Origin of the sequence: Rhodoblastus acidophilus (genome assembly GCF_025961575.1) — a bacterium.
Classification (GTDB): Bacteria; Pseudomonadota; Alphaproteobacteria; order Rhizobiales; family Beijerinckiaceae; genus Rhodoblastus; species Rhodoblastus acidophilus_C.
In genome coordinates this window covers 229,852-249,742 of record NZ_JAOQNX010000001.1, presented here as the reverse complement: position 1 = coordinate 249,742, position 19,891 = coordinate 229,852, and the positions used below count along the sequence as shown (strand labels likewise).

The following is a 19,891-nucleotide window of genomic DNA, read 5'->3' as shown; positions in this document are numbered from 1 at the left end:
AGATGGCCAATCTCGCAGCCCTTCTCTATCTCGTTTCCGGCGTGCTGTTCATTCTCGCCCTGCGCGGCCTGTCGCATCCGACGACGTCGCAGCAAGGCAACCGTTTCGGCATGATCGGCATGGGCATCGCCATTCTCACGACGCTGGTCCTGCGCCCGCCGTCGAGCTTTGGCAGCTTCGTTCTGCTCGTGCTGGGCATTGGCATCGGCGGCGGCGCCGGCGCGGTGCTGGCCAAGCGGGTCGAAATGACCAAGATGCCGCAGCTCGTCGCTTTCTTCCACTCGCTGGTCGGCCTCGCCGCCGTGCTGGTGGCGGCGTCGGCCCTGTTCGCGCCGGAAGCGTTCGGCATCGGCATCCCCGGCGACATTCACGCCGCCAGCCTGATCGAAATGTCGCTCGGCGCGGCCATTGGCGCGATCACGTTTACGGGTTCGGTGATCGCCTTCCTGAAGCTTGACGGCCGCATGGCGGGCAAGCCGATCCTGCTGCCGCAGCGCCACCAGATCAACATCGCCCTCGGCGTCGCTCTGGCCGCCTGCATCGCGCTGTTCTTCACCACCGGCGGCGTCACGCTGTTCTGGCTGATCGTTGCGATCTCGCTGGCTCTGGGCGTCCTGCTGATCATCCCGATCGGCGGCGCCGACATGCCGGTGGTCGTCTCCATGCTCAACTCCTATTCGGGTTGGGCGGCGGCCGGCATCGGTTTCACGCTCGGCAATATGGCGCTGATCATCACCGGCGCTCTCGTCGGCTCCTCAGGCGCGATCCTGTCCTACATCATGTGCAAGGGCATGAACCGCAGCTTCATCTCCGTCATTCTCGGCGGTTTTGGCGGCGAGGATGCTGCTGCGGCCGCTGGCAAGGTGGAGACCCGCCCTGTCAAGCAGGGCTCGGCCGACGACGCCGCCTTCATCATGCAGAACGCCTCGAAAGTCATCATCGTGCCGGGCTATGGCATGGCGGTGGCGCAGGCCCAGCATGCGCTGCGCGAAATGGCCGACCTGCTCAAGGAAGAAGGCGTGGAAGTCAAATACGCCATTCATCCCGTCGCCGGCCGCATGCCCGGCCACATGAACGTGCTGCTGGCGGAAGCCAATGTCCCCTATGATGAAGTTTTCGAACTGGAGGACATCAATTCCGAATTCGCGCAGGCGGATGTCGCCTTCGTGATCGGCGCCAATGACGTGACCAATCCGGCCGCCAAGACCGACAAGGCCTCGCCGATCTATGGCATGCCGATTCTCGATGTCGAAAAGGCCAAGACGGTGATGTTCATCAAGCGCGGCATGTCCTCGGGCTATGCCGGCGTCGAAAACGAGCTGTTCTTCAAGGACAACACCATGATGCTGTTCGGCGATGCGAAGAAAGTGGTCGAGAGCGTCGTGAAAGCCATGGCGCACTGAGCTCATTCAGCTTGACAAAATTAGGCCGCCGCTCTTACCAGCGGCGGCTTTTTTCGTTACAAGGCCGCCATGTCCCTCCCTATCCTGCACAATCGGCGAATTATCGGCCCGGTCCGCGCCTGACTTAAGTCTTTCGCGCGCGCCGGGGATTTGCCTGACCGATAATTTTCTCGCCGCGAGACGCTTCCATGACCGAAAAGACCGGCCCCGACTATTCCGCCACGCTCTATCTGCCCAAGACCGATTTTCCCATGCGCGCCGGCCTCCCCAAGAAGGAGCCGGAATTGTTGGCGCATTGGGAACAGACCGGCCTCACCGCCAAATTGCGCGAGGCCGGCGCGGGAAAACCGAAATTCGTGCTGCACGACGGCCCGCCCTACGCCAATGGCAACATCCACATCGGCCATGCCCTCAACAAGATTTTGAAGGACATCGTCGTGCGTTCGCAGCGCATGAGCGGCAAGGACGCCAATTACGTCCCGGGCTGGGACTGCCATGGCTTGCCGATCGAATGGAAGATCGAGGAGCAATATCGCGCCAAGGGCCGCAACAAGGACGAGGTCCCGGTCGTCGAGTTTCGCCAGGAGTGCCGCGCCTTCGCGCAAAACTGGCTCAATGTGCAGCGCGAGGAATTCAAGCGGCTCGGCGTCGCCGGCGAGTGGGACGGCCGCTACGCCACTATGGATTACGCCGCCGAGAGCATCATCGCGTCGGAAATCCTGAAATTCGCGGCCAATGGCCTGCTCTATCGCGGCTCCAAGCCGGTGATGTGGTCGGTGGTGGAAAAAACCGCGCTGGCCGAAGCGGAAGTGGAATACGAGGACCACACGTCGGATTGGGTGTTTGTGGCGTTTCCGGTGCGCGGGTCGTCGGCGCGGGTGGTGATCTGGACCACCACGCCCTGGACGCTGCCGGGCAACCGCGCCATCTCCTATTCGCACAAGATCGCCTACGGGCTTTATCGGGTGATCGCCGCGCCGGACGGCAATTGGGCCAAGGCGGGCGATGAATTTGTTCTCGCCGACAAACTCGCCGAAGAGGTTTTTAGGGCGGCGAGGGTTGAGGCCTTCGAACGGGTTCGCGAAGTTCCGGCCAGCGAGCTTGCCGGCCTCACCTGCGACCATCCGCTGAAGGGACTGGGCTACACATTCGGTGTGCCCTTGCTCGACGGCGACCATGTCACTGACGACGCCGGCGCCGGATTTGTTCATACTGCGCCCGGCCATGGCCGCGAAGATTTTGACATCTGGATGGCGTCGAGCCGTCTGCTGCACGAGCGCGGGATCGACGCGCGCATTCCCTATACGGTCGACGCCGACGGATTTTATACCGAAGACGTCCCCGGTTTCGAAGGCGGGCGCGTCATCGACGACAAGGGGAACAAGGGCGACGCCAACGCGCGCGTGATGGACGCGCTGATCGCAGCCGGCGCCCTTTTGGCGCGCGGGCGCCTGAAACATTCTTATCCGCACAGCTGGCGCTCGAAAAAACCGGTGATTTTCCGCAATACGCCCCAATGGTTCATTGCGATGGACAAGCCGTTCGGCGGCGACAATGGTCCGACCCTTCGCGCCATCGCGCTGGAAGAGATCGCGCGGACAAAATGGGTTCCGGCCGCCGGCGAGAACCGCATCACCGGCATGATCGCTAATCGCCCGGATTGGGTGGTGTCGCGCCAGCGCGCCTGGGGCGTGCCGATCGCCGTGTTCGTCAAAAAGGGCGGCCACGACATTCTGGTGGACGAGAAGGTCAACGCCCGGATCGTCGCCGCTTTCGCGGAAGAGGGCGCCGACGCCTGGTACAAGGAGGGCGCGGCGGAGCGCTTTTTGCGGCCCGAATACGATCCCGCCGATTACGAAAAAATCGACGACGTCCTGGACGTCTGGTTCGACTCTGGCTCGACCCACGCTTTCACGCTCGAAGACCCCAAGCATTTTCCGACCCTGGCGGGCATCAAGCGCCGCCACGACGGGGGAGCAGACGAGGTCATGTATCTCGAAGGTTCGGATCAGCATCGCGGCTGGTTCCACTCGTCACTGCTGGAAAGTTGCGGCACGCGTGGCCGCGCCCCTTACGACTCCGTCCTGACCCACGGCTTTGTGCTGGACGAGAAGGGTCGCAAAATGTCGAAGTCGCTCGGCAATGTCGTCGCGCCCCAAACCGTGATCAAGGACGCGGGCGCCGACATTCTGCGCCTGTGGGTGGCGGCGTCGGACTATTCCGACGACCTGCGCATCGGTAAGGAAATCCTGTCCACCTTCTCCGAGACCTATCGCAAGCTGCGCAACACCATCAGGTGGATGCTCGGCGCCCTCGCTCATTTCGACGCGAGCGAGGCTGTCGCGCGCGAAAAGATGCCGGAGTTGGAGCGGTATATGCTGCACCGGCTCGCCGAAGTGGATGCGCAGGTGCGCGAGGCCTATGCCGCCTTCGATTACAAAAAGGTGGTGGCGACGCTGGCCGCCTTCATGACCGGCGATCTCTCCGCCTTCTATTTTGATATCCGCAAGGACGGCCTCTATTGCGATCCGCCGTCCAGCCTGACGCGAAAAGCGGCGCTGACCACCATCGACATTTTGTGCGATGCGCTGCTGAAATGGCTCGCTCCCATTCTTTGCTTTACGGGGGAAGAAGCGTGGCTCGCCTTCCGGCCGGCTGACGGCTCTGTCCATCTGCACGAGTTCCCGAAGGGGCTCGAAGCTGGGCGCGACGAGGCGCTGGCGGCCAATTGGAGGGCGGTGCGTCGCATCCGCGCCGTGGTCACCGGCGCGCTGGAGATCGAGCGCGCCAACAAGACGATTGGCGCCTCGCTCGAAGCGGACCCGCAAGTCTATATCGATGACGAAGCCCTGCGCGCCGCGCTCGAAGGCGTGGATTTCGCCGATGTCTGCATCACCTCCAACATCGAGGTGATCGCCGGGGCCGCGCCGGAGGGCGCGTTCACTCTGCCCGAAACGCCCGGCGTCGGCGTGGTCAGCCGCCGCGCGGTCGGAAAAAAATGCGCGCGATCCTGGCGGATTTCGCCGCTGGTCGGCGCTGATCCGGATTTTCCCGATGTCACCCCGCGCGACGCCCAGGCCTTGCGCGAGCTGCGCGCGGCGGGTGTTTTCGCGTGAAACGCCGGTTGGCCGGTTTTGCCCTGGCGGCGGCGGTTTTCGCCGCCGATCAGGCCTCGAAGGCCTGGGCGATCGGCCTGCTCGACAAACCGGATGCGCCGCGCATCGATCTGACGCCGTTTCTTGCCCTGACCATGAGCTGGAACCGCGGCGTCGCCTATACGATGCTGCATTCCGACTCTGATCTTGGCCGCTATGCTTTGGTCGCGCTCGCGCTGGCGGCGTCTCTGGCGCTCAGTGTGTTGCTGTGGCGCGCGAAGAATGGGCTTTCCATCGCCGCGTTCGGCTGTCTGATCGGCGGCGCGCTCGGCAATGCGGTGGATCGGCTGACCCATGGCGCTGTCGCCGATTTCCTCTATTTCCACACGCCGTTCTGGGCGGGGCCGCTGGCGAACTATGTGTTCAATTTCGCCGATGTCGCGATATTTGCCGGCGCCGTGCTGCTGATATATGAGTCGCTGACGACAAAAGCGCCGGTTTCCTCTTGAGCTTGCCTGCCGCGAATTCGCCAAGAAGCGGCAGTATAGGCGCAAGAGTTTTGAGGATTTGCCGAATGGCCAGAAGCAACAAGTTCGCCCTGATGGCCGCGCCGCTTTGTGCGGCCGCGTTGCTGGCTGCGCCCGCATGGGCGGGAGACTCGCTTTTTGACAGCCCGGGCGCGCCCGCCGTCGAGGCGGCGCCCAAGCCGGCGGTCAAGAAAAAGCCCGTCGTCAAGCACAAGCCGGCGAAACCCGCCGAGGCGGCCAAGGTCGAGCCGGCGCCAGAGCCCGCGCCCGCTCCGGTCGTCGTGGAGCCGGAGCCGCAAACCGCCTTCGGCCAGCAGATGCCGCGGCAGTCGCTCATCAACCGCATGACCAACCCCGCGCCGGCGCCCGGTCCAGTCGGTTCATCGGGCGGTCCGGGGGGCCAGGGTGACAAGGCGGCGGCGCCCGTCGAGCCGGAGGAGGAAACCCTTCCTAACGGCATGCCGAAGAAATTTCTGCTCAACAAACTGTTTGACTCCAGCGCGCTCGAACCGGCGCGTCAGCCTGATCCGCGTAGTTTCATGGCCCAGGCGCCGGCGGCGCCTGCCGCGGAGCCGTCGCTGTTCGACCGCGCCGCTGGGGCGCTCGGGTTTGCCGACAAGGAGGAAAAACCTGCCGGCAATCTGCCGCCCGTCAATGTCACCGCGCCCCCGCCCGCCAAGCCCGACCGCAAGCCGAAAGAAGCCAAGCCGGCCTCCACTCCGGCGGCTGCGCCGCCTCCCGCCGCGGCGGTTACGCCGCCCCCGGCCGCCGCGCCTTCGCCGCCCGGCTGGTTCGACCGCGCGCTGGGCGGCGGCGACGAGACCACGCCTGATTATTCCGAGCGTCCCAAACTCGCCATTCCCCAGAACCGCGACGCGCTTCCGGCGCCGCGACCGGGCGAGGAGCGTCGCGTGCAGCGCCCGCTCAACGCTGAGGCGCTGACCCGGCCGCCGTCGGGTTATCTCGACAAGGTGCAGGGCGCCGACGGCAAGGTTTCCGGCTTCACCGACCAGGACGAAGGCAAGAAGGGTTTTTTCAACTGGTTCTGATGCTTTCCGCGCGGAACGCGAGCGGGGCAAGAATTTTGCAAGCCGGGGCTGTCGCTCCGGCTTTCGCCGCCTATATTGGCGGAACGCCCTTTTCGCTCACCCCAGGATTTCTCCCGTGATCGTCAGCCCGCCCCCGACTCCTTGCCCCCATGAAGCGCCAGCGGAAGGCCAGGGGAGCGCAGACGGGTCGCATGCCGGGCCGGTCGTCAATCATTTCAAGCTCGACAACGGCCTCGAGGTTGTGGTGATCCCGGACCATCGCGCGCCCGTGGTCACGCATATGGTCTGGTATCGCAACGGTTCGGCCGACGATCCCCGGGGCAAGAGCGGCATCGCCCATTTCCTCGAACATCTGATGTTCAAGGGTACGCACAAGCACGGCCCCGGCGAATTCTCCCATCTCGTCGCCGAACTCGGCGGCCAGGAGAACGCCTTCACCTCCTACGATTTCACCGCCTATTTCCAACGCATCGCCCGCGAGCATCTCGGCGTGATGATGGAATATGAAGCGGATCGGATGACCAACCTCACCCTGTCGGATGAGGTGTTGTTGCCCGAGCGCGATGTGGTGATGGAAGAGCGTCGCATGCGCACGGAGGCCGATCCCAGCGCGCAGCTCGACGAAGCCCTCAATGCCGCGCTGTTCACCCATCACGCCTACGGCGTGCCGATTATCGGCTGGGGCCACGAAATCGAGACTTTGGATCGTCACGACGCCCTCGCTTATTACCGCCGTTTTTATACCCCCGAGAACGCGATTCTCGTGGTTTCCGGCGATGTCGAGCCCGAAGAAGTCGAAAAACTCGCGCGCGAGACTTACGGCAAGATCCCCGCGCGTGGAGAACCGCCGCGCCGCGACCGGCCGCGCGAGCCCGAGCCCCGCGCCGAGCGCACCGTCAAGCTCGCCGATGAAAAAGTGGAGCAGCCGAGCTTCGAGCGCATCTATCTCGCGCCGTCGCAGCAGACCGCCGCGCCCGGCGAGGCCGAGGCTCTGGAAGTCTTGTCGCATTATCTCGGCGGCGGGCCGACCAGCCTGATCTATCGCCGGCTGGTCCTGGAGCGGAAGCTCGCGGTGTCCGCGGGCGCCTATTATTACGCCTCCGCGCTCGATGACAGCCGGTTCTATGTCTACGCCGTCCCCGCCGATGATGTGTCGCTGGAGACGCTTGAAGCGGGCATTGACGATGTCCTCGCCGAACTCTTCCGCGACGGGATTTCCGCCGAGGATTTGAACCGGTCGGTCACGCGGCTGATCGCTGATTCCATCTACGCGCAGGACAGCCAGATGGCGCTCGCCCGCTGGTTCGGCGCTTCGCTGGCCATTGGCGGCACGGTGGAGAATGTTTTGGGGTGGAGCCGCCGCGTCGAGGTGGTGACGCGCGAGGATGTCGCCGCCGCGACCAAGTGGCTGGACCGCAAGCGGGCCGTGACCGGCTATCTGCTCAAAGACGAACAAGCCGCTTGAGGATCGCCGCAATGAACGCTCCCGCCAAGATCTCGCGCGCCGCGCGCGTCCAGAAAATCGTTACGCCGGCAGGGATTTCGGCCTGGCTCGTCGAGGACTATGCCGTTCCGCTGGTGGCGATGGATTTTTCCTTCGAAGGCGGCGCGGCGCAGGACCCCCAGGGCAAGGCCGGCGCGGCCTCCATTCTCGCCGGCATGCTCGACGAGGGCGCCGGCGACCTCGACTCCGAGGCTTTTCAGCGCGCGCTCGACGACCATGCCATTCGTCTGCATTTTTCGGCGGACCGCGATGAATTCAGCGGCCATTTGCAGACGTTGACGCGCAATCTCGACAAGGCCTTTGAATTGGTGACGCTGGCGCTGAACGCGCCGCGCTTCGACGCCGATCCGCTGGAGCGCGTGCGTGGCCAGATCAACGCCGTGTTGAAGCGCGAGTCCAAGGACCCGGATTCCATGGCGGCGCAGGCGTGGCGGCGCGCCGCTTGGCCTAATCATCCCTATGCGCGTTCGCCGCGCGGCGAAATCGGCGAGGTCGACGCGGTGGGGCGCGACGACCTTGTGGCGCAACACAAGAACCTTTTGGCGCGCGACGTGCTGAAGGTTGCTGTTGTCGGCGCGATCGATCCCGCCACGCTTTCGGTCAAGCTCGACGCCCTGTTCGCGGGTCTTCCGGCGCGGGCGACGAAAACGCCTGTGCCGCAGGTCGGGATTTCGGGGCTCGGGCGGCGCGTGCTGGTCGATCTCGACGTGCCCCAGTCGAACATCCGCTTCGGCCGGCCCGGGCTGAGCCGCCACGATCCCGACTATATGGCCGCCACCGTGCTCAACCACATCTGGGGCGGCGGCTCCTTCACCTCGCGGCTGTGGCAAGAGGTGCGCGAAAAACGCGGCCTGACCTATTCCGTCTATTCCATGCTGTCGACGCCGAAGGCGTCCGCGGGTCTGATCGGCGCCACGTCGACCAAGAACGAGCGCGCGGCCGAGTCGCTGTCGGTTATCGCGGAGGAAGCCGAGCGCATGGCCGCGGAAGGCCCGACTGAAGACGAACTGGAAAAGGCGAAGAAATATCTCATCGGCTCCTACGCGCTGCGCTTCGACACCTCGACCAAGATCGCCGGCCATCTCTTGCAATTGCAGCAGGAGGGGTTTGGGCCGGATTATCTCGACCGCCGCAACGCCGAGATCGAGGCGGTGACGCTGGAGGATACGCGGCGCGTGGCCAAGCGTTTGCTGGGGGATGGGCGGTTCCTGGTTGCGGTCGTCGGGCGGCCCGAGGGCGTGAGCGCAAGCTGATCGCCAATGCGCACGTCATGCCGGGGCTTGTCCCGGGCATCCACGCTGGGCGACGAGTTGAGTTTTGTGGCAGTTCGCATGGCGGCGCCGCGTGGATGGCAAGCCCGGTCATGGCGAAAAGACGCCGCGCTTCGGACTTTTCGGAAATTAAAGGCTCGGGAATTTCCCTGCGAGTTTGAATGACCATCCGCCGTCTCGACCCTATTCTTGCGGACCGCATCGCCGCCGGCGAAGTTGTGGAGCGGCCGGCCGCCGCCGTGAAGGAGCTCGTCGAAAACGCCCTGGACGCCGGGGCTTCGCGCATTGACGTCACCATCGAAAACGGCGGCCAAAGCCTGATCCGCGTCGTGGACGACGGCGCCGGCATGGACGAGGCTGATTTGCGGCTGTGCGTCGAGCGGCACGCCACCTCAAAAATTCCCGATGGCGATCTCACCAATATCGCCACGCTCGGTTTTCGCGGCGAGGCGCTGCCCTCCATCGGTTCGGTGGCGCGGCTTGAGATTCAGACGCGCCAAAAAAATGCGCCGCAGGGCGCGCGGATCGAGGTCGAGTTCGGCTCGGTCGGTGAGGTCAAGCCCGCCGCCTTGCCCCCCGGCGCGCGCGTAGAAGTGCGCGATCTCTTCGCCGCGACCCCGGCGCGCCTCAAATTCTTGAAGAGCACTCGCGCCGAGGCGCAGGCTGTGGCGGATGTCGTCAAGCGGCTGGCGATGGCGAACCACGGCGTGCGTTTTTCGCTCGGCGGCGACGGTCTCGCCGGCTTTGATTACCAGGCATGCCCGGATGGTTTCGACGGACTGTTGACGCGGCTCACCCAGGTGCTTGGGCGCGAATTCCGCGAAAACGCGCTTCAGGTCGACGCCGCCCGGGAGCACCTGCGTCTCTGGGGTTTTGCCGGTCTGCCGACCTGGCACCGCGCCAATGCGGCGGCGCAATATGTGTTCGTCAACGGCCGCCCCGTCCGCGACAAGCTTTTTGCCGGCGCCATCCGCGCCGCCTATATGGATTTCCTCGGCGCTGACCGTCATCCGACGCTCGCCTTGTTTCTCGACTGTCCACCCCGGCAGGTGGATATCAACGTCCACCCGGCCAAGGCGGAGGTGCGTTTCGCCGATTCGGGGCTGGTGCGCGGTTTTGTCATCGGCGCGCTGAAGCAAGCGCTCGCCTCGGCCTTGCACCGCGCCACGCCGTCGCTGGCGCCGCGCGCGCTCGACCAGTTCGCCCAAACGCGTAGCGCCGCGCCGCAAAATTGGGACTGGCGCGCCTCGCCAGCCGCTCCGGTCCAGCAGATGCAACAGACGCCGATCTTCGCCTTCGAGGAATCGGCGCCCGCCGCCGATGCGCGGCCTCATCAGGAGCCCGCGCCCGAACAGGCGGTTGAAGCCCCGCTCGGCGCGGCGCGGGCGCAGATCCATGAAACCTATATTGTCGCCCAAACCCAGGACGGGCTGGTGCTGGTCGATCAGCACGCCGCCCATGAACGCCTCGTCTATGAAAAACTCAAGAAGCAGCGCGCGGAAGCCGGCGTGGCGCGTCAGGCGCTGCTTTCTCCCTTCATCGTCGATCTCGATCCCGGCGACGCCGCGCGGCTGGTCGAAGCCGAGCCTCTGCTCGCCTCTTTGGGCCTGGCGATCGAGCCCTTCGGTCCCGGCGCCGTGGCCGTGCACGAAACGCCGGCGGAGCTGAAGATCGGCGCGCTGGACGCCCTGATTCGCGACCTCGCCTGTTCGCTCGCCGAAGAGGGCGCCGCCGCGCCCTTGGAAAAAAAGCTCGACCATGTGCTGGCGACCATGGCATGCCACCATTCGGTGCGCGCCGGTCGTCGGCTCACGTCGGAGGAAATGAACGCCCTGTTGCGCGAAATGGAGCGCACGCCCGGCGCCGGGCAGTGCAATCACGGCCGCCCCACCTATGTCGAACTCAAACTCGCGGACATCGAAAAACTGTTCGGCCGCAAGTGAAGGAAAGCAAATGCCGCCGGACGAGGCGCGAGTCGAAGCTCTCGAATCTCTCTATGCGCATCAGGAGCGCGCTATCCAGGAACTGAGCGATCTCGTCGCCGCGCAATGGGCGCGCATCGACGGGTTGACCCGCGAGGTGCTGCGCCTGCGCGACGAACTGCAAACGGTGAGCGAACGCGTCGCGCCCGACCGGCCGCCGCCGCATTACTGAGCCCCCCACGTGACTTTGCCGCGATTTGGCGCCAAAACAGCGCCGGACTTTCTTATGAGGATTCCTCCATGTCCATGATCGAGTCGATCCGCAAGCAGGTTGCGCCCATCCATCCGGAAGGCCGCAATTTCATCATCCTGTTCGGCATTGCGGCTGTCGTGCTTCACTACATCTGGTCGCCGCTCGGCTGGATCGGCGGAATCGCCACGGTGTGGTGCGCTTATTTCTTCCGCGATCCCGCGCGCGTCACGCCGGTGCGCGACGGCCTGGTGGTGTCGCCGGCCGATGGCTATGTCTGCTCGATCGGTCAATTCGCCCCGCCGCCGGAACTCGGGCTCGGCCCGGAGCCGATGCAGCGCGTCAGCGTGTTCATGAGCGTGTTCGACTGCCATGTGAACCGCGCGCCCGTCACCGGCCGCATCACGCGCATCGCTTACAAGCCCGGCGCCTTCCTCAACGCCGACCTGGACAAGGCCAGCGAGGACAACGAGCGCAACGGCATGCTGATCGACGCGCCGCAGGGCACGTTCGGCGTGGTGCAGATCGCCGGCCTGATCGCCCGCCGCATCCTCAGCTTTGTCCATGAGGGCCAGAGCTTGGGCGTCGGCGAACGGTTTGGCCTGATCCGCTTCGGCTCGCGCGTCGACGTCTACATGCCGCCGGGCGCGCGCCTGTCGGTTGGCCTCGGCTCCAAATGCATCGCGGGCGAGACGGTTCTGGCTGATTACAGCCCGAGCGCCGAGGAACGCCCCTATAAGGTCGGGTGAAATGGACGAACAAACCCCACCCGCGCGCGCCCGAATCCAGTTGCGCGGCCTGCGCGGGCTGCCCCTGCGTTTCGTCGTGCCGAATGTGGTCACGCTGCTCGCCCTGTGCGCCGGCCTGACCGCGATCAAACTTGCCGCCGACAAGCATTTTGAAACCGCGGTGCTCGCCATCGTCGTCGCCGCCGTGCTCGACGGCATCGACGGCCGCATCGCGCGTGCGCTCAAAGGGTCCAGCCGGTTCGGCGCGGAGCTGGACTCGCTCGCCGATTTCATCGATTTCGGCGTGGCGCCGGGGCTGGTGCTGTATTTCTGGTCGCTGCACGAACTGGGGACGCTCGGCTGGGTGGCCGTGCTGTTCTTCGCCATTGCGGCGGCGCTGCGTCTGGCGCGGTTCAACGTCATGATCGACGATCCCGACCGTCCCGCCTGGATGGCCAAGTTTTTCACCGGCATGCCGGCGCCGGCGGGCGCCATTGTCGTGCTGCTGCCGCTCTACCTGCATCTGGTCTTCAACCTGACGGTCTCCACTGGCCTGATCGTGCTGGAGGCGGTTTATGTTCTGGGCGTGGCGCTGCTGATGGCGAGCCGCATCCCGCACTATTCCGGCAAAAGCCTGGGACGGGTGCCGCGCGAGGAATTCATCTTCGTGCTGTTCGTGGCGGCCGCCGCGCTGGTGCTGCTGGCCTTCTTTCCGATGCAGATGCTGATCGTGCTCAGCCTGCTCTACATGAGCATGATCCCGGCCTCGGTGCGCGCCTACAACACTTTTGCGGCGCAGGACGCCAAAGCCCGTGAAGCTTCCGTACCGCCGGCTTGACGTCTTCACCGAGCGACCGCTGGCGGGCAACCCGCTGGCGGTCGTGCTCGACGCCGACGAGCTCGACGGCGCGCGGATGCACGCGATCGCCCGCGAATTCAATCTTTCCGAAACCGTCTTTGTTCTCAGGGCGCGCGACCCCATCAACACCGCGCGCCTGCGCATTTTTACGCCCGCCGTCGAACTGCCGTTTGCCGGGCATCCCACCATCGGCGCCGCCGCTTTGATCGCCTTCGAGCGGGCGCGCGACATGCTGGGGCAGGCGCCGATCCGGCTGGTGTTGGAAGAGGATGTGGGGCCGGTCGTCTGCGAGGTCGCGCGGGTCAGGGGCGCATTACGGGCGGAATTTGTTGTCCCGCATCTGCCCGAAATATTTGCGGAGACCCTCGACGTCTCCCGCATCGCCGCTGCGCTGGGGTTCACCGAGGATGACATCGGCTTCGACGCCCACAAGCCCGTGATCGCCAGCGCGGGCCTGCCCTTCGCTTTCATTCCCGTTGCAAGCCGCGTCGTCCTGAACCGGGCGAAGCCTGATTTTTCCGCGCTCGGGGCCACGCTGCCGATGGAGCGCCCCGCCGTCTGCCTGTACACGCGGGAGACTCAGGACGGAGCGCATCACGTGCAGGCCCGCGTCTTCGTCCCGGGCCTGGGCGTGGCGGAGGACCCCGCGACCGGCTCGGCCGCCGCGGCTTTCGCCGCCGTCGCCGCGAAATTCGAAAATCCGGAGGACGGCGAACACATGCTCCACATCGAGCAGGGCGTCGCCATGGGCCGTCCCAGCCTTATTACCCTGTCGATGCGCGTCGACAAAAGCGCACTGACCCACGTCGCCATTGCCGGCGCGAGTGTGATCGTGGGCGAAGGTTTTTTTCGTCTTTGATTGAAAGGCCGCCGGATTGTCCGGCGGCCCTTGGCGCGAAGGCGAATTAGCCGCGACCGCCGCCGCGCATCGCTTGCTGCGCGGCCTCGCCGGTCTTTTCCGTCGCATGGGCGGCCTGTTCGCCCATCCGGCGTGTGATGTCAGAGGCGCGCTCGGCGGTCTCCTGTCCGGCTTGAGCCATGGTCGAGGCGAATTCCCGCGCCGATTCCGCGAGCTCCTGCGGGGTCGAGATCGCGAGCTCGGCAATCTTGCGGTAATGGTTGGTGGTGGCCTCGTAGGATTCCTTCAGCAATTCGGACTGAATGCTTGTGACCTCCTGAAGCGATTGCGCATTGCGCAGGCGCTCCGCCGCCTTCGCCCCGGCGCCGAGCTGTTCCTCGGACAATTTGGCGAATTCGCCGGCGATGGCCTGCGCCTTGCGGCTGACGCTCGAGACGCCGCCGAAGAAGGTGCGGAAGCCTGAAATCGCCGTCTGTTCCATAGGTTGTTGCTGGGGTGACGCCATGGTCGATCCTTCCCTGAGTTCCGCCCGGGGGCGGGACCCCTGTAACGGCTGGCCACAGCGATGGGTTCCGACAGGGGAAGTCCGCATTTCCCGCGTCAAACAGCGGCTTGCAGCTCCGCGCCCTCGGCGCTGGCGTGGTTGATCCGGGGGGAAATGGCGTGGAAGGCGATGGTCTCGTCCGCCGCCGGCCGCAGCAGCGGCAAAGGCGGCGCAATGGTTTCGTCGGGGTTGAGCCATGCGTCGAAATCCTCCGGCTCGAGGATGGCCGGCATGCGCTCGTGCAGCGCCGAGGTCGCGCCATTGGCGCAGGTGGTGATGATGCAGGCGGTGTCGATCTCGCCGCCGGACGGGTCTAAATATGTTTCCCAGAGTCCGGCGAAGGCCATCAGGCCGCCGCCGGCGCGACGCAGCAGAAACGGCGTTTTGGGGCCGGACAGGTTGGCGCGCCATTCATACCAGGCGTCGGCCGGGATCAGGCAGCGCCGACGCCGCAGCGCCGCGCGAAAGCTGGGTTTCTCGGTCAGAGTTTCAGCGCGGGCGTTGATCAGCAATGGGAATTTTTTTACGTCCTTGACGAAGCCGGGCAAAAAGCCCCAGCGCGCCAGCATGAAATGGCGATGTTCGCCGCGCGCGATCACCAGCGGGATGGGTTGAGTCGGCGCGATATTGTAGCGCGGTGGGAAGTTGGGCTGTTCGACGTAACGAAAATAGGCCCTCACCGCCTCGGGCGGTGAGGTGATGGCGAAACGTCCACACATGGCGGCTCCGGCGATTCCGTGGGCAGGCGTCGGATTATGCCAGCAAATGACGCAAAACCTATCGCTTGATCACGGCGCGATAGGCGTGCCAGGCGGCGTGGCCGGCGAGCGGCAGGGTCACGGCGAGGCCGACGTAAAAGAGCGCCATGCCTGCGAAAGTCAGCCCGGCGAGCAGGGCCGCCCAGAGCGCCATGGGCCCAGGATTGGCGGTCACCGCGGCCACGCTTGTCAGAACGGCTTCGCCGAGGCCGACCTGTTTGTCGAGCATGAGCTGCAGGGCGAAGGCGCCGCCCATGAAGACGATTCCGGCAAAAAATGCGCCCAGCAGGATGAAGAGAATCAGGAATTGCGTCCCGCCGCTGGTGTTGAACGTCGTGCTCAGCAGGCTGTCCAGGTCGGGGCCGGTCGGCGGGAACACCAGCGCGAAGAGCAGCATCGCCATCCGCATCCACACGAGGAACACCGCAAGCAGCAAGGCGGCGAGCCCGAGCACGGCCGGCGCATCCGTTCTCCAGGCGTCCAGCGCCCGGAACAGCGAGGGTTTTTTTCTCTGTTCGAGATCGCGGCTGATCGCCTGGAAGCCGACCGTGAGGGCCGGGCCGAGCAGCAGGAAGCCGCAGGACAAGGGCGCGAGCAGGTAGAGCGCGGCGGTGTCCCAAAGAATGCTGGCGATCGCCAATCCGGCGACGGCGAACAGCAGGCCGTAGCCAATGCTGGCGACCGGCGCCGCCAGCAAATCCCTAAACCCTTTTTCGAACCAGGGTTGGACGTCGGCGAGTTCGACGTGGTTGATGCGATCCGCGTAAAGCCAGCGCGGCGGCTGGCCTCGCATGATGGTGGGCATGGACACCTCCGGTTTTGCGCACAGTCTCGCGCGCAAAACCAAGGGGGAACGGCGCCAGCGGGTTCCGCTCGCACGAAAAAGTGATCGCCGCGAAGCTCACCTGTTGATCGTGACGGACTCGAAACCGGCTCTGTGACGACGAATGACGAAGCTCGCGACCGGGTTATCCGCCTTGTAGAGGCCGGCCAGCGTAAACGTCTGCCAATCCGCCATATTCGCAGGTCCGGGCTTGGCGGCGCCGATGCGAAGCAGGTCTGCGTCGGGCTCCCCTGAAATGGCGAAGAAATTCTCCTGAGCCTCGTAGGTGAAGGGCTGCGGCGCGAGTTTCGAAACGCCGCCGAACAGCGGAAGGGCGCGGTCGCCGTTGGCGAATTTCGGAATCGGCGCGGGACTGAAGGCGGGGTCGCGCAATTCGGCGCCGCCGGTGCGCCAGGCGCGCGCCCAAACCGCGGCCTTGGGGCCGAGGGCGCACAAGTTCGGCTTGGCGCAGAAGGATTCGGCGGGGGCGTAATCCATCTTGTAGCGTATCGTGATCGAGCAGGTCATGCCGAGCATGTCGTTATTTTGCCCGGTGATCCTGAAATTCTCGGTCTCGTCGGCGCCGTCGTCCATCTCGACGAAATAGGCGCTGCCCTCGAATTCGGTCAGCGCCATTACGGCATGGCCGCAACGGTCGAAGGGATCGTTGGGCGCGGAAACCTCGAGCGCGTGCTTCTGGCCGGAGGCCAGGCTGAACAGATGGGGGGTGTGGCACTGGGCCGTTCCGGACACGTCATCGATCAGGACAAGGCCGCCGTCGCCGCCGGCGCGGGCGATTCGCACCGTGGAATTGCTCAATTGCTTGCGGTCGGCGTCGCTGAGCGGAAATTCGGCGAGCATTTCGGCGGTTGCGGGCGTTCCAGAATCCATTTTTGCGGGGGAGCCGGCGAAGGCGGCGCGAATCGACAGGCCGGGGCCGTCCGGCTGGGGCGCTTTCGCGGACAGCAGGCGCAATTTCTCCGAGACTTTTCGGGCGATCGTGGCGCACATGATCGGAGAGGCGTCGGCGACGCTCGTTGCAATCAAAAAAGCGAAACAACTGGCAAGCATGCGGCGCATCGGTCTCTCCATTGCAGGCCTCGCTCCAGCTCCAACTGTTACGGTCGGATGCAAGGAAAATCGAGTCCTCGGAAGCGTTTTCACGCCAAGCAGAAACCGGCTCGCGTGAAGAAAACGCTTTAGAACAAAGTGATAGATCAAGTTCGGCGGACGCGGTTCGCTGTACGGGTCAAAGGAGCGCGTCATGTTGCTTCGCTTGGGTCTTCTTCTGTCATCCGGTTGGTTGATGGCTTATTTGTGGGGCGCGGCCGACGCGCAATTCTCGGGAACCGTTTTCGCGCGAAATCCCTCCGCAGCTGTCCTCGCCCAAGCCTATTCCCCGCCCACCTATTCTCCGCCGGTCTATTCCCCGCCCGCCTATTCGCCTCCGAGCCCTCCGCAGCCGCCCGTGGTGGTTCCCAGCCCGCCGCCGGTCCAGCAACCGGTCTGGCAGTCGCCGACCTATTACCCGTCGCAGAACTATCCGACCACTTATTACCGCTAGGCGCGTCCACCGGCGACGCAAGGCCGGGACAAGCTTTACGGCGCAATCTGCCATGGCCAGCCTTGGGGGCCGCGCCATGGACATGCTGAGTCGGATTGATGCTTCCGCCCGCGTATCCGCCGTCTCACGGTCGGAACAGGCGCCTGGGGAAACGTCCCACGACTTCGCCGGCTTGGTGGTCGGCGAGGAGGCCGCGCGACGGCGTCACCGCTCGCCCGCCGGCGACGAATCGGGCGCTGAGCCCCCAGACCCGCCGCCCGAACCGGCCGAAGCCATCATCGTGCCCCGGTCGTCTGCGGATGTAGAACAAATTCTCCCCGAAGACGCGCATGACCCACAGGAATTGCGCGCTATGCTGGCGGGTCCGACCGAAACCTAGCTCGCGGCCTCCAGGCGCTTTTCCGCGCCGGCCAGATCTTCGAGCGCGGGCAGATCGCGGATGGTCACCTGGGCGCCGTCGACGCGCACGCCGAATTTGGCGAGCGCCGCGAAGGAGCGCGACAGCACTTCCGGCGCCATGCCCAAGCGCGCGGCCAGAATCTTCTTCTCGAACGGAATGACCAGCCGGCCGGCGCCGCCGGTCTCGCGGTCGCGCTGAACCAGCCAATTGGCGAGCCGCTCCAGGCTGGTGCGCAGTTTCTGGTTCTTCAGCTCCTGGGCCATCTGGCTGTAGCTGCGCGCGATCTCGCGCGTGAAGGCGGCGGCGAAGCCCCCGTCCTCTTCCAGAGCGTGGCGCACCGATTTCGAGGGCACCATCAGGATGCGCGACGCCTCGAGCGTCCGCGCGGATTGCGGATAGGGTTGATCGAGGACCACGGAAGCGTCGATCACGCCGTCATTGGGGCCGAGCACCACGACCGTGGTTTCGCGGTCGCGCCAGCTCGCATAAAGCTCCACCGCGCCGCCCAGCACAACATAAAGGAAATCCGCCCGCTCGCCTTCACGAGTGAGTTGCGTGTGGGCGGGGAACCGCTGCAGGAAGGCGCCCTGCAGCAGGTACTCCGCCGTTTCCGGCCGGCAGGCCGCGAGAAACGAACACTGGGCGGCCTCCGCCCGCTCTTCCATACGCATGGAAATCTCTGGCGCCCTTTCGAAGGTCAAAACGACATCACCAATATCAAGCCGTGATTTGATCAACATTGCTTTCAGTCAAAGTCTCCCCGCCAGGGCGCCGATATGTTGTGCAAAACTGTGGCTTGTTCCCCCGGGCATGATCGCCTAATTCGGCTCATGGTCAGAGCCGCTAAACCTCGCGAAAAAAAATCCGCTGGGGACGCCCGCATTCGCGAAATTTTTTCGCGGCTCGCGGCGCGCAATCCGCACCCTCGTGGCGAACTGGATTATTCAAATCCGTTTACGCTGCTGGTGGCCGTGGTCTTGTCGGCGCAGGCGACCGACGCCGGGGTCAATCGCGCAACCAAGGGCTTGTTCGCCGTCGCCGACACGCCCGAGAAAATGGTCGAGCTCGGCGAAGAGGTTTTGAGGGAAAAAATCAAGACCATCGGCCTGTTCCGCGCCAAGGCGAAGAACGTGGTCGAACTGTCGCGCCAGTTGATCGCGCGCTTCGACAGTCAGGTTCCGAAAACCCTGGAGGAGCTGCAAAGCCTGCCCGGGGTGGGGCGGAAAACCGCCAATGTCGTGCTGAACATTGCCTTCGGCGAAAAAACCATCGCCGTGGACACCCATTTGTTCCGGGTGTCCAACCGCATCCCCCTCGCCAAGGGCAAGACGCCGGAAGAGGTGGAAAAAGGCTTGCTGGCGATCGTGCCGGATGAATTTTTGCAGCACGCCCATCACTGGCTGATTCTGCACGGCCGCTACATCTGCAAGGCGCGCAAGCCCGATTGCCCCGTCTGTCCCATCGCCGATCTCTGCCTTTGGCCGGAGAAAACGGTCTTGCCGATTTGACACATCCTATGCCAGGACGGAATCGGACTTAACGAAGCCTTAAGGCTTTCCGTCAAACTTGAACGATTGTTCACCCGCGCCGGGGCCTCCATGGATGCGGCGCGTCGAGAAACGTCCTACAACACCGGCATGGTTCAGCTCTATCATCATCCGCTCTGTCCGCTTTCGCGCTTCATTCGCCTTGCGCTCGGCGAATATGGCCTGGAGGCTGAACTGATCGAGGAACGGGTTCACGAGCGTCGGCGCGAGTTCTTGATGCTCGACCCCGCCGGACAAACGCCCGTGCTGGTGACGGACGAGGGGGATGTCGTGCCTGGCGCCGGCGTCATCGCGGAATGGCTGGATGAGATTTTCGGCGATGCGCTGGGGATGCACCGGCTGCTACCGGCCACGACGCGCGAGCGCGTGGAAACCCGCCGCCTCGTCAACTGGTTCAACGACAAGTTTTACGGCGAAGTCTCCAACTGGTTGGTGACCGAAAAGGTTTATAAGCGTTTCATGGCCACCGAGATCGGCAGCGGCGGACCCGACATGGACGTGGTGCGCGCGGCGCGGGTCAATGTGCGCCATCACCTGCGCTACATTTCCTGGCTGGCGCAGAATCGGAACTGGCTTGGCGGCGACCGCATGACCTATGCCGACCTCGCCGCGGCCGCCCATCTGTCGAGCGTCGACTATCTCGGCGACGTGCCCTGGGACGAGGAAGAGCCCGCAAAACTATGGTATCAGCGCCTGAAGAGCCGACCGAGTTTTCGCCCGCTGCTGGCGGACCGGGCGCCGGGGGTGGCCGTCAACCCGATCTATGCGGAAGTGGATTTTTAGATTTC

At 64.7% G+C, this 19,891-nt stretch carries 19 protein-coding genes; 14 read left to right on the top strand and 5 right to left on the bottom strand.

What is annotated here, in order from left to right; translation table 11 throughout:
• Nucleotides 1–2 precede the first annotated feature (2 nt).
• The 11 genes from M2320_RS01145 to M2320_RS01095 all read left to right on the top strand — a co-directional run bounded on the left by M2320_RS01145 (nt 3) and on the right by M2320_RS01095 (nt 13,467).
• Nucleotides 3–1,403, top strand: coding sequence for an NAD(P)(+) transhydrogenase (Re/Si-specific) subunit beta (locus M2320_RS01145; protein WP_184426276.1), 1,401 nt, complete (start codon nt 3–5; stop codon nt 1,401–1,403).
• A 188-nt stretch (nt 1,404–1,591) separates the two neighbouring features.
• Nucleotides 1,592–4,519 carry an isoleucine--tRNA ligase gene (ileS, locus tag M2320_RS01140; RefSeq protein WP_264595714.1) on the top strand — a complete coding sequence of 976 codons (2,928 nt, stop codon included), beginning with the start codon at nt 1,592–1,594 and terminating at the stop codon, nt 4,517–4,519.
• Nucleotides 4,516–5,007: a signal peptidase II gene (lspA, locus tag M2320_RS01135; RefSeq protein WP_264595713.1), complete on the top strand. Its 492-nt coding sequence runs from the start codon at nt 4,516–4,518 to the stop codon at nt 5,005–5,007. The genes ileS and lspA overlap by 4 nt, the downstream gene beginning before the upstream one ends.
• 65 nt (nt 5,008–5,072) lie before the next feature.
• Nucleotides 5,073–6,074: a hypothetical protein gene (locus M2320_RS01130; RefSeq protein WP_264595712.1), complete on the top strand. Its 1,002-nt coding sequence runs from the start codon at nt 5,073–5,075 to the stop codon at nt 6,072–6,074.
• Between the two features lie 118 nt (nt 6,075–6,192).
• Nucleotides 6,193–7,539 carry a M16 family metallopeptidase gene (locus tag M2320_RS01125; RefSeq protein ID WP_425540641.1) on the top strand — a complete coding sequence of 449 codons (1,347 nt, stop codon included), beginning with the start codon at nt 6,193–6,195 and terminating at the stop codon, nt 7,537–7,539.
• 11 nt (nt 7,540–7,550) lie between these two features.
• A complete protein-coding gene (locus M2320_RS01120; RefSeq protein ID WP_264595710.1) occupies nt 7,551–8,831 on the top strand; it encodes a M16 family metallopeptidase in 1,281 nt (426 codons plus the stop codon).
• 179 nt (nt 8,832–9,010) lie between these two features.
• Nucleotides 9,011–10,792, top strand: a complete 1,782-nt coding sequence (gene mutL / locus M2320_RS01115) for a DNA mismatch repair endonuclease MutL (protein WP_264595709.1) — start codon at nt 9,011–9,013, stop codon at nt 10,790–10,792.
• 10 nt (nt 10,793–10,802) lie between these two features.
• Nucleotides 10,803–11,003, top strand: a complete 201-nt coding sequence (locus M2320_RS01110) for a SlyX family protein (protein ID WP_264595708.1) — start codon at nt 10,803–10,805, stop codon at nt 11,001–11,003.
• A gap of 68 nt (nt 11,004–11,071) precedes the next feature.
• Complete coding sequence (locus tag M2320_RS01105; RefSeq protein ID WP_184426261.1) at nt 11,072–11,770, top strand: phosphatidylserine decarboxylase; 699 nt, start codon at nt 11,072–11,074, stop codon at nt 11,768–11,770.
• Nucleotide 11,771: 1 nt separating this feature from the next.
• Nucleotides 11,772–12,587, top strand: a complete 816-nt coding sequence (locus tag M2320_RS01100) for a CDP-alcohol phosphatidyltransferase family protein (RefSeq protein ID WP_184426259.1) — start codon at nt 11,772–11,774, stop codon at nt 12,585–12,587.
• Nucleotides 12,562–13,467 (top strand): PhzF family phenazine biosynthesis protein, encoded by a 906-nt coding sequence (locus M2320_RS01095; protein ID WP_264595707.1) that lies wholly within the window; start codon nt 12,562–12,564, stop codon nt 13,465–13,467. Before M2320_RS01100 ends, M2320_RS01095 begins: the two co-directional genes overlap by 26 nt.
• A 46-nt stretch (nt 13,468–13,513) precedes the next feature.
• Here the strand turns inward: M2320_RS01095 and M2320_RS01090 are convergent, their stop codons facing one another.
• The 4 genes from M2320_RS01090 to M2320_RS01075 form a co-directional block, all read right to left on the bottom strand.
• Entirely contained in the window at nt 13,514–13,972 is a 459-nt protein-coding gene (locus tag M2320_RS01090) for a phasin family protein (protein WP_184426255.1), read from the bottom strand.
• Between the two features lie 95 nt (nt 13,973–14,067).
• The gene (locus tag M2320_RS01085) at nt 14,068–14,730 is read right to left on the bottom strand and encodes an SOS response-associated peptidase (protein WP_264595706.1); all 663 of its coding nucleotides are present in this window, start codon (nt 14,728–14,730) and stop codon (nt 14,068–14,070) included.
• Between the two features lie 58 nt (nt 14,731–14,788).
• Entirely contained in the window at nt 14,789–15,574 is a 786-nt protein-coding gene (locus M2320_RS01080) for a DUF2189 domain-containing protein (protein WP_264595705.1), read from the bottom strand.
• A gap of 96 nt (nt 15,575–15,670) precedes the next feature.
• On the bottom strand, nt 15,671–16,672 hold the full coding sequence (locus M2320_RS01075; protein WP_264595704.1) for a hypothetical protein: 1,002 nt from the start codon (nt 16,670–16,672) through the stop codon (nt 15,671–15,673).
• A gap of 184 nt (nt 16,673–16,856) precedes the next feature.
• On the opposite strand from M2320_RS01075, the gene M2320_RS01070 reads away from it, so the two are divergent.
• On the top strand, nt 16,857–17,156 hold the full coding sequence (locus M2320_RS01070) for a hypothetical protein (RefSeq protein WP_264595703.1): 300 nt from the start codon (nt 16,857–16,859) through the stop codon (nt 17,154–17,156).
• Nucleotides 17,157–17,531: 375 nt separating this feature from the next.
• On the opposite strand, the gene M2320_RS01065 is transcribed toward M2320_RS01070, so the two are convergent.
• Nucleotides 17,532–18,227: a cyclic nucleotide-binding domain-containing protein gene (locus M2320_RS01065; protein WP_184426245.1), complete on the bottom strand. Its 696-nt coding sequence runs from the start codon at nt 18,225–18,227 to the stop codon at nt 17,532–17,534.
• Nucleotides 18,228–18,386: 159 nt separating this feature from the next.
• Here M2320_RS01065 and nth point away from each other — a divergent pair, with 159 nt between their 5' ends.
• Both nth and M2320_RS01055 read left to right on the top strand, forming a co-directional pair.
• A complete protein-coding gene (nth, locus tag M2320_RS01060; protein WP_264595702.1) occupies nt 18,387–19,064 on the top strand; it encodes an endonuclease III in 678 nt (225 codons plus the stop codon).
• 129 nt (nt 19,065–19,193) lie between these two features.
• Entirely contained in the window at nt 19,194–19,886 is a 693-nt protein-coding gene (locus M2320_RS01055; RefSeq protein WP_184426388.1) for a glutathione S-transferase family protein, read from the top strand.
• The last annotated feature ends 5 nt before the right edge of the window (nt 19,887–19,891 follow it).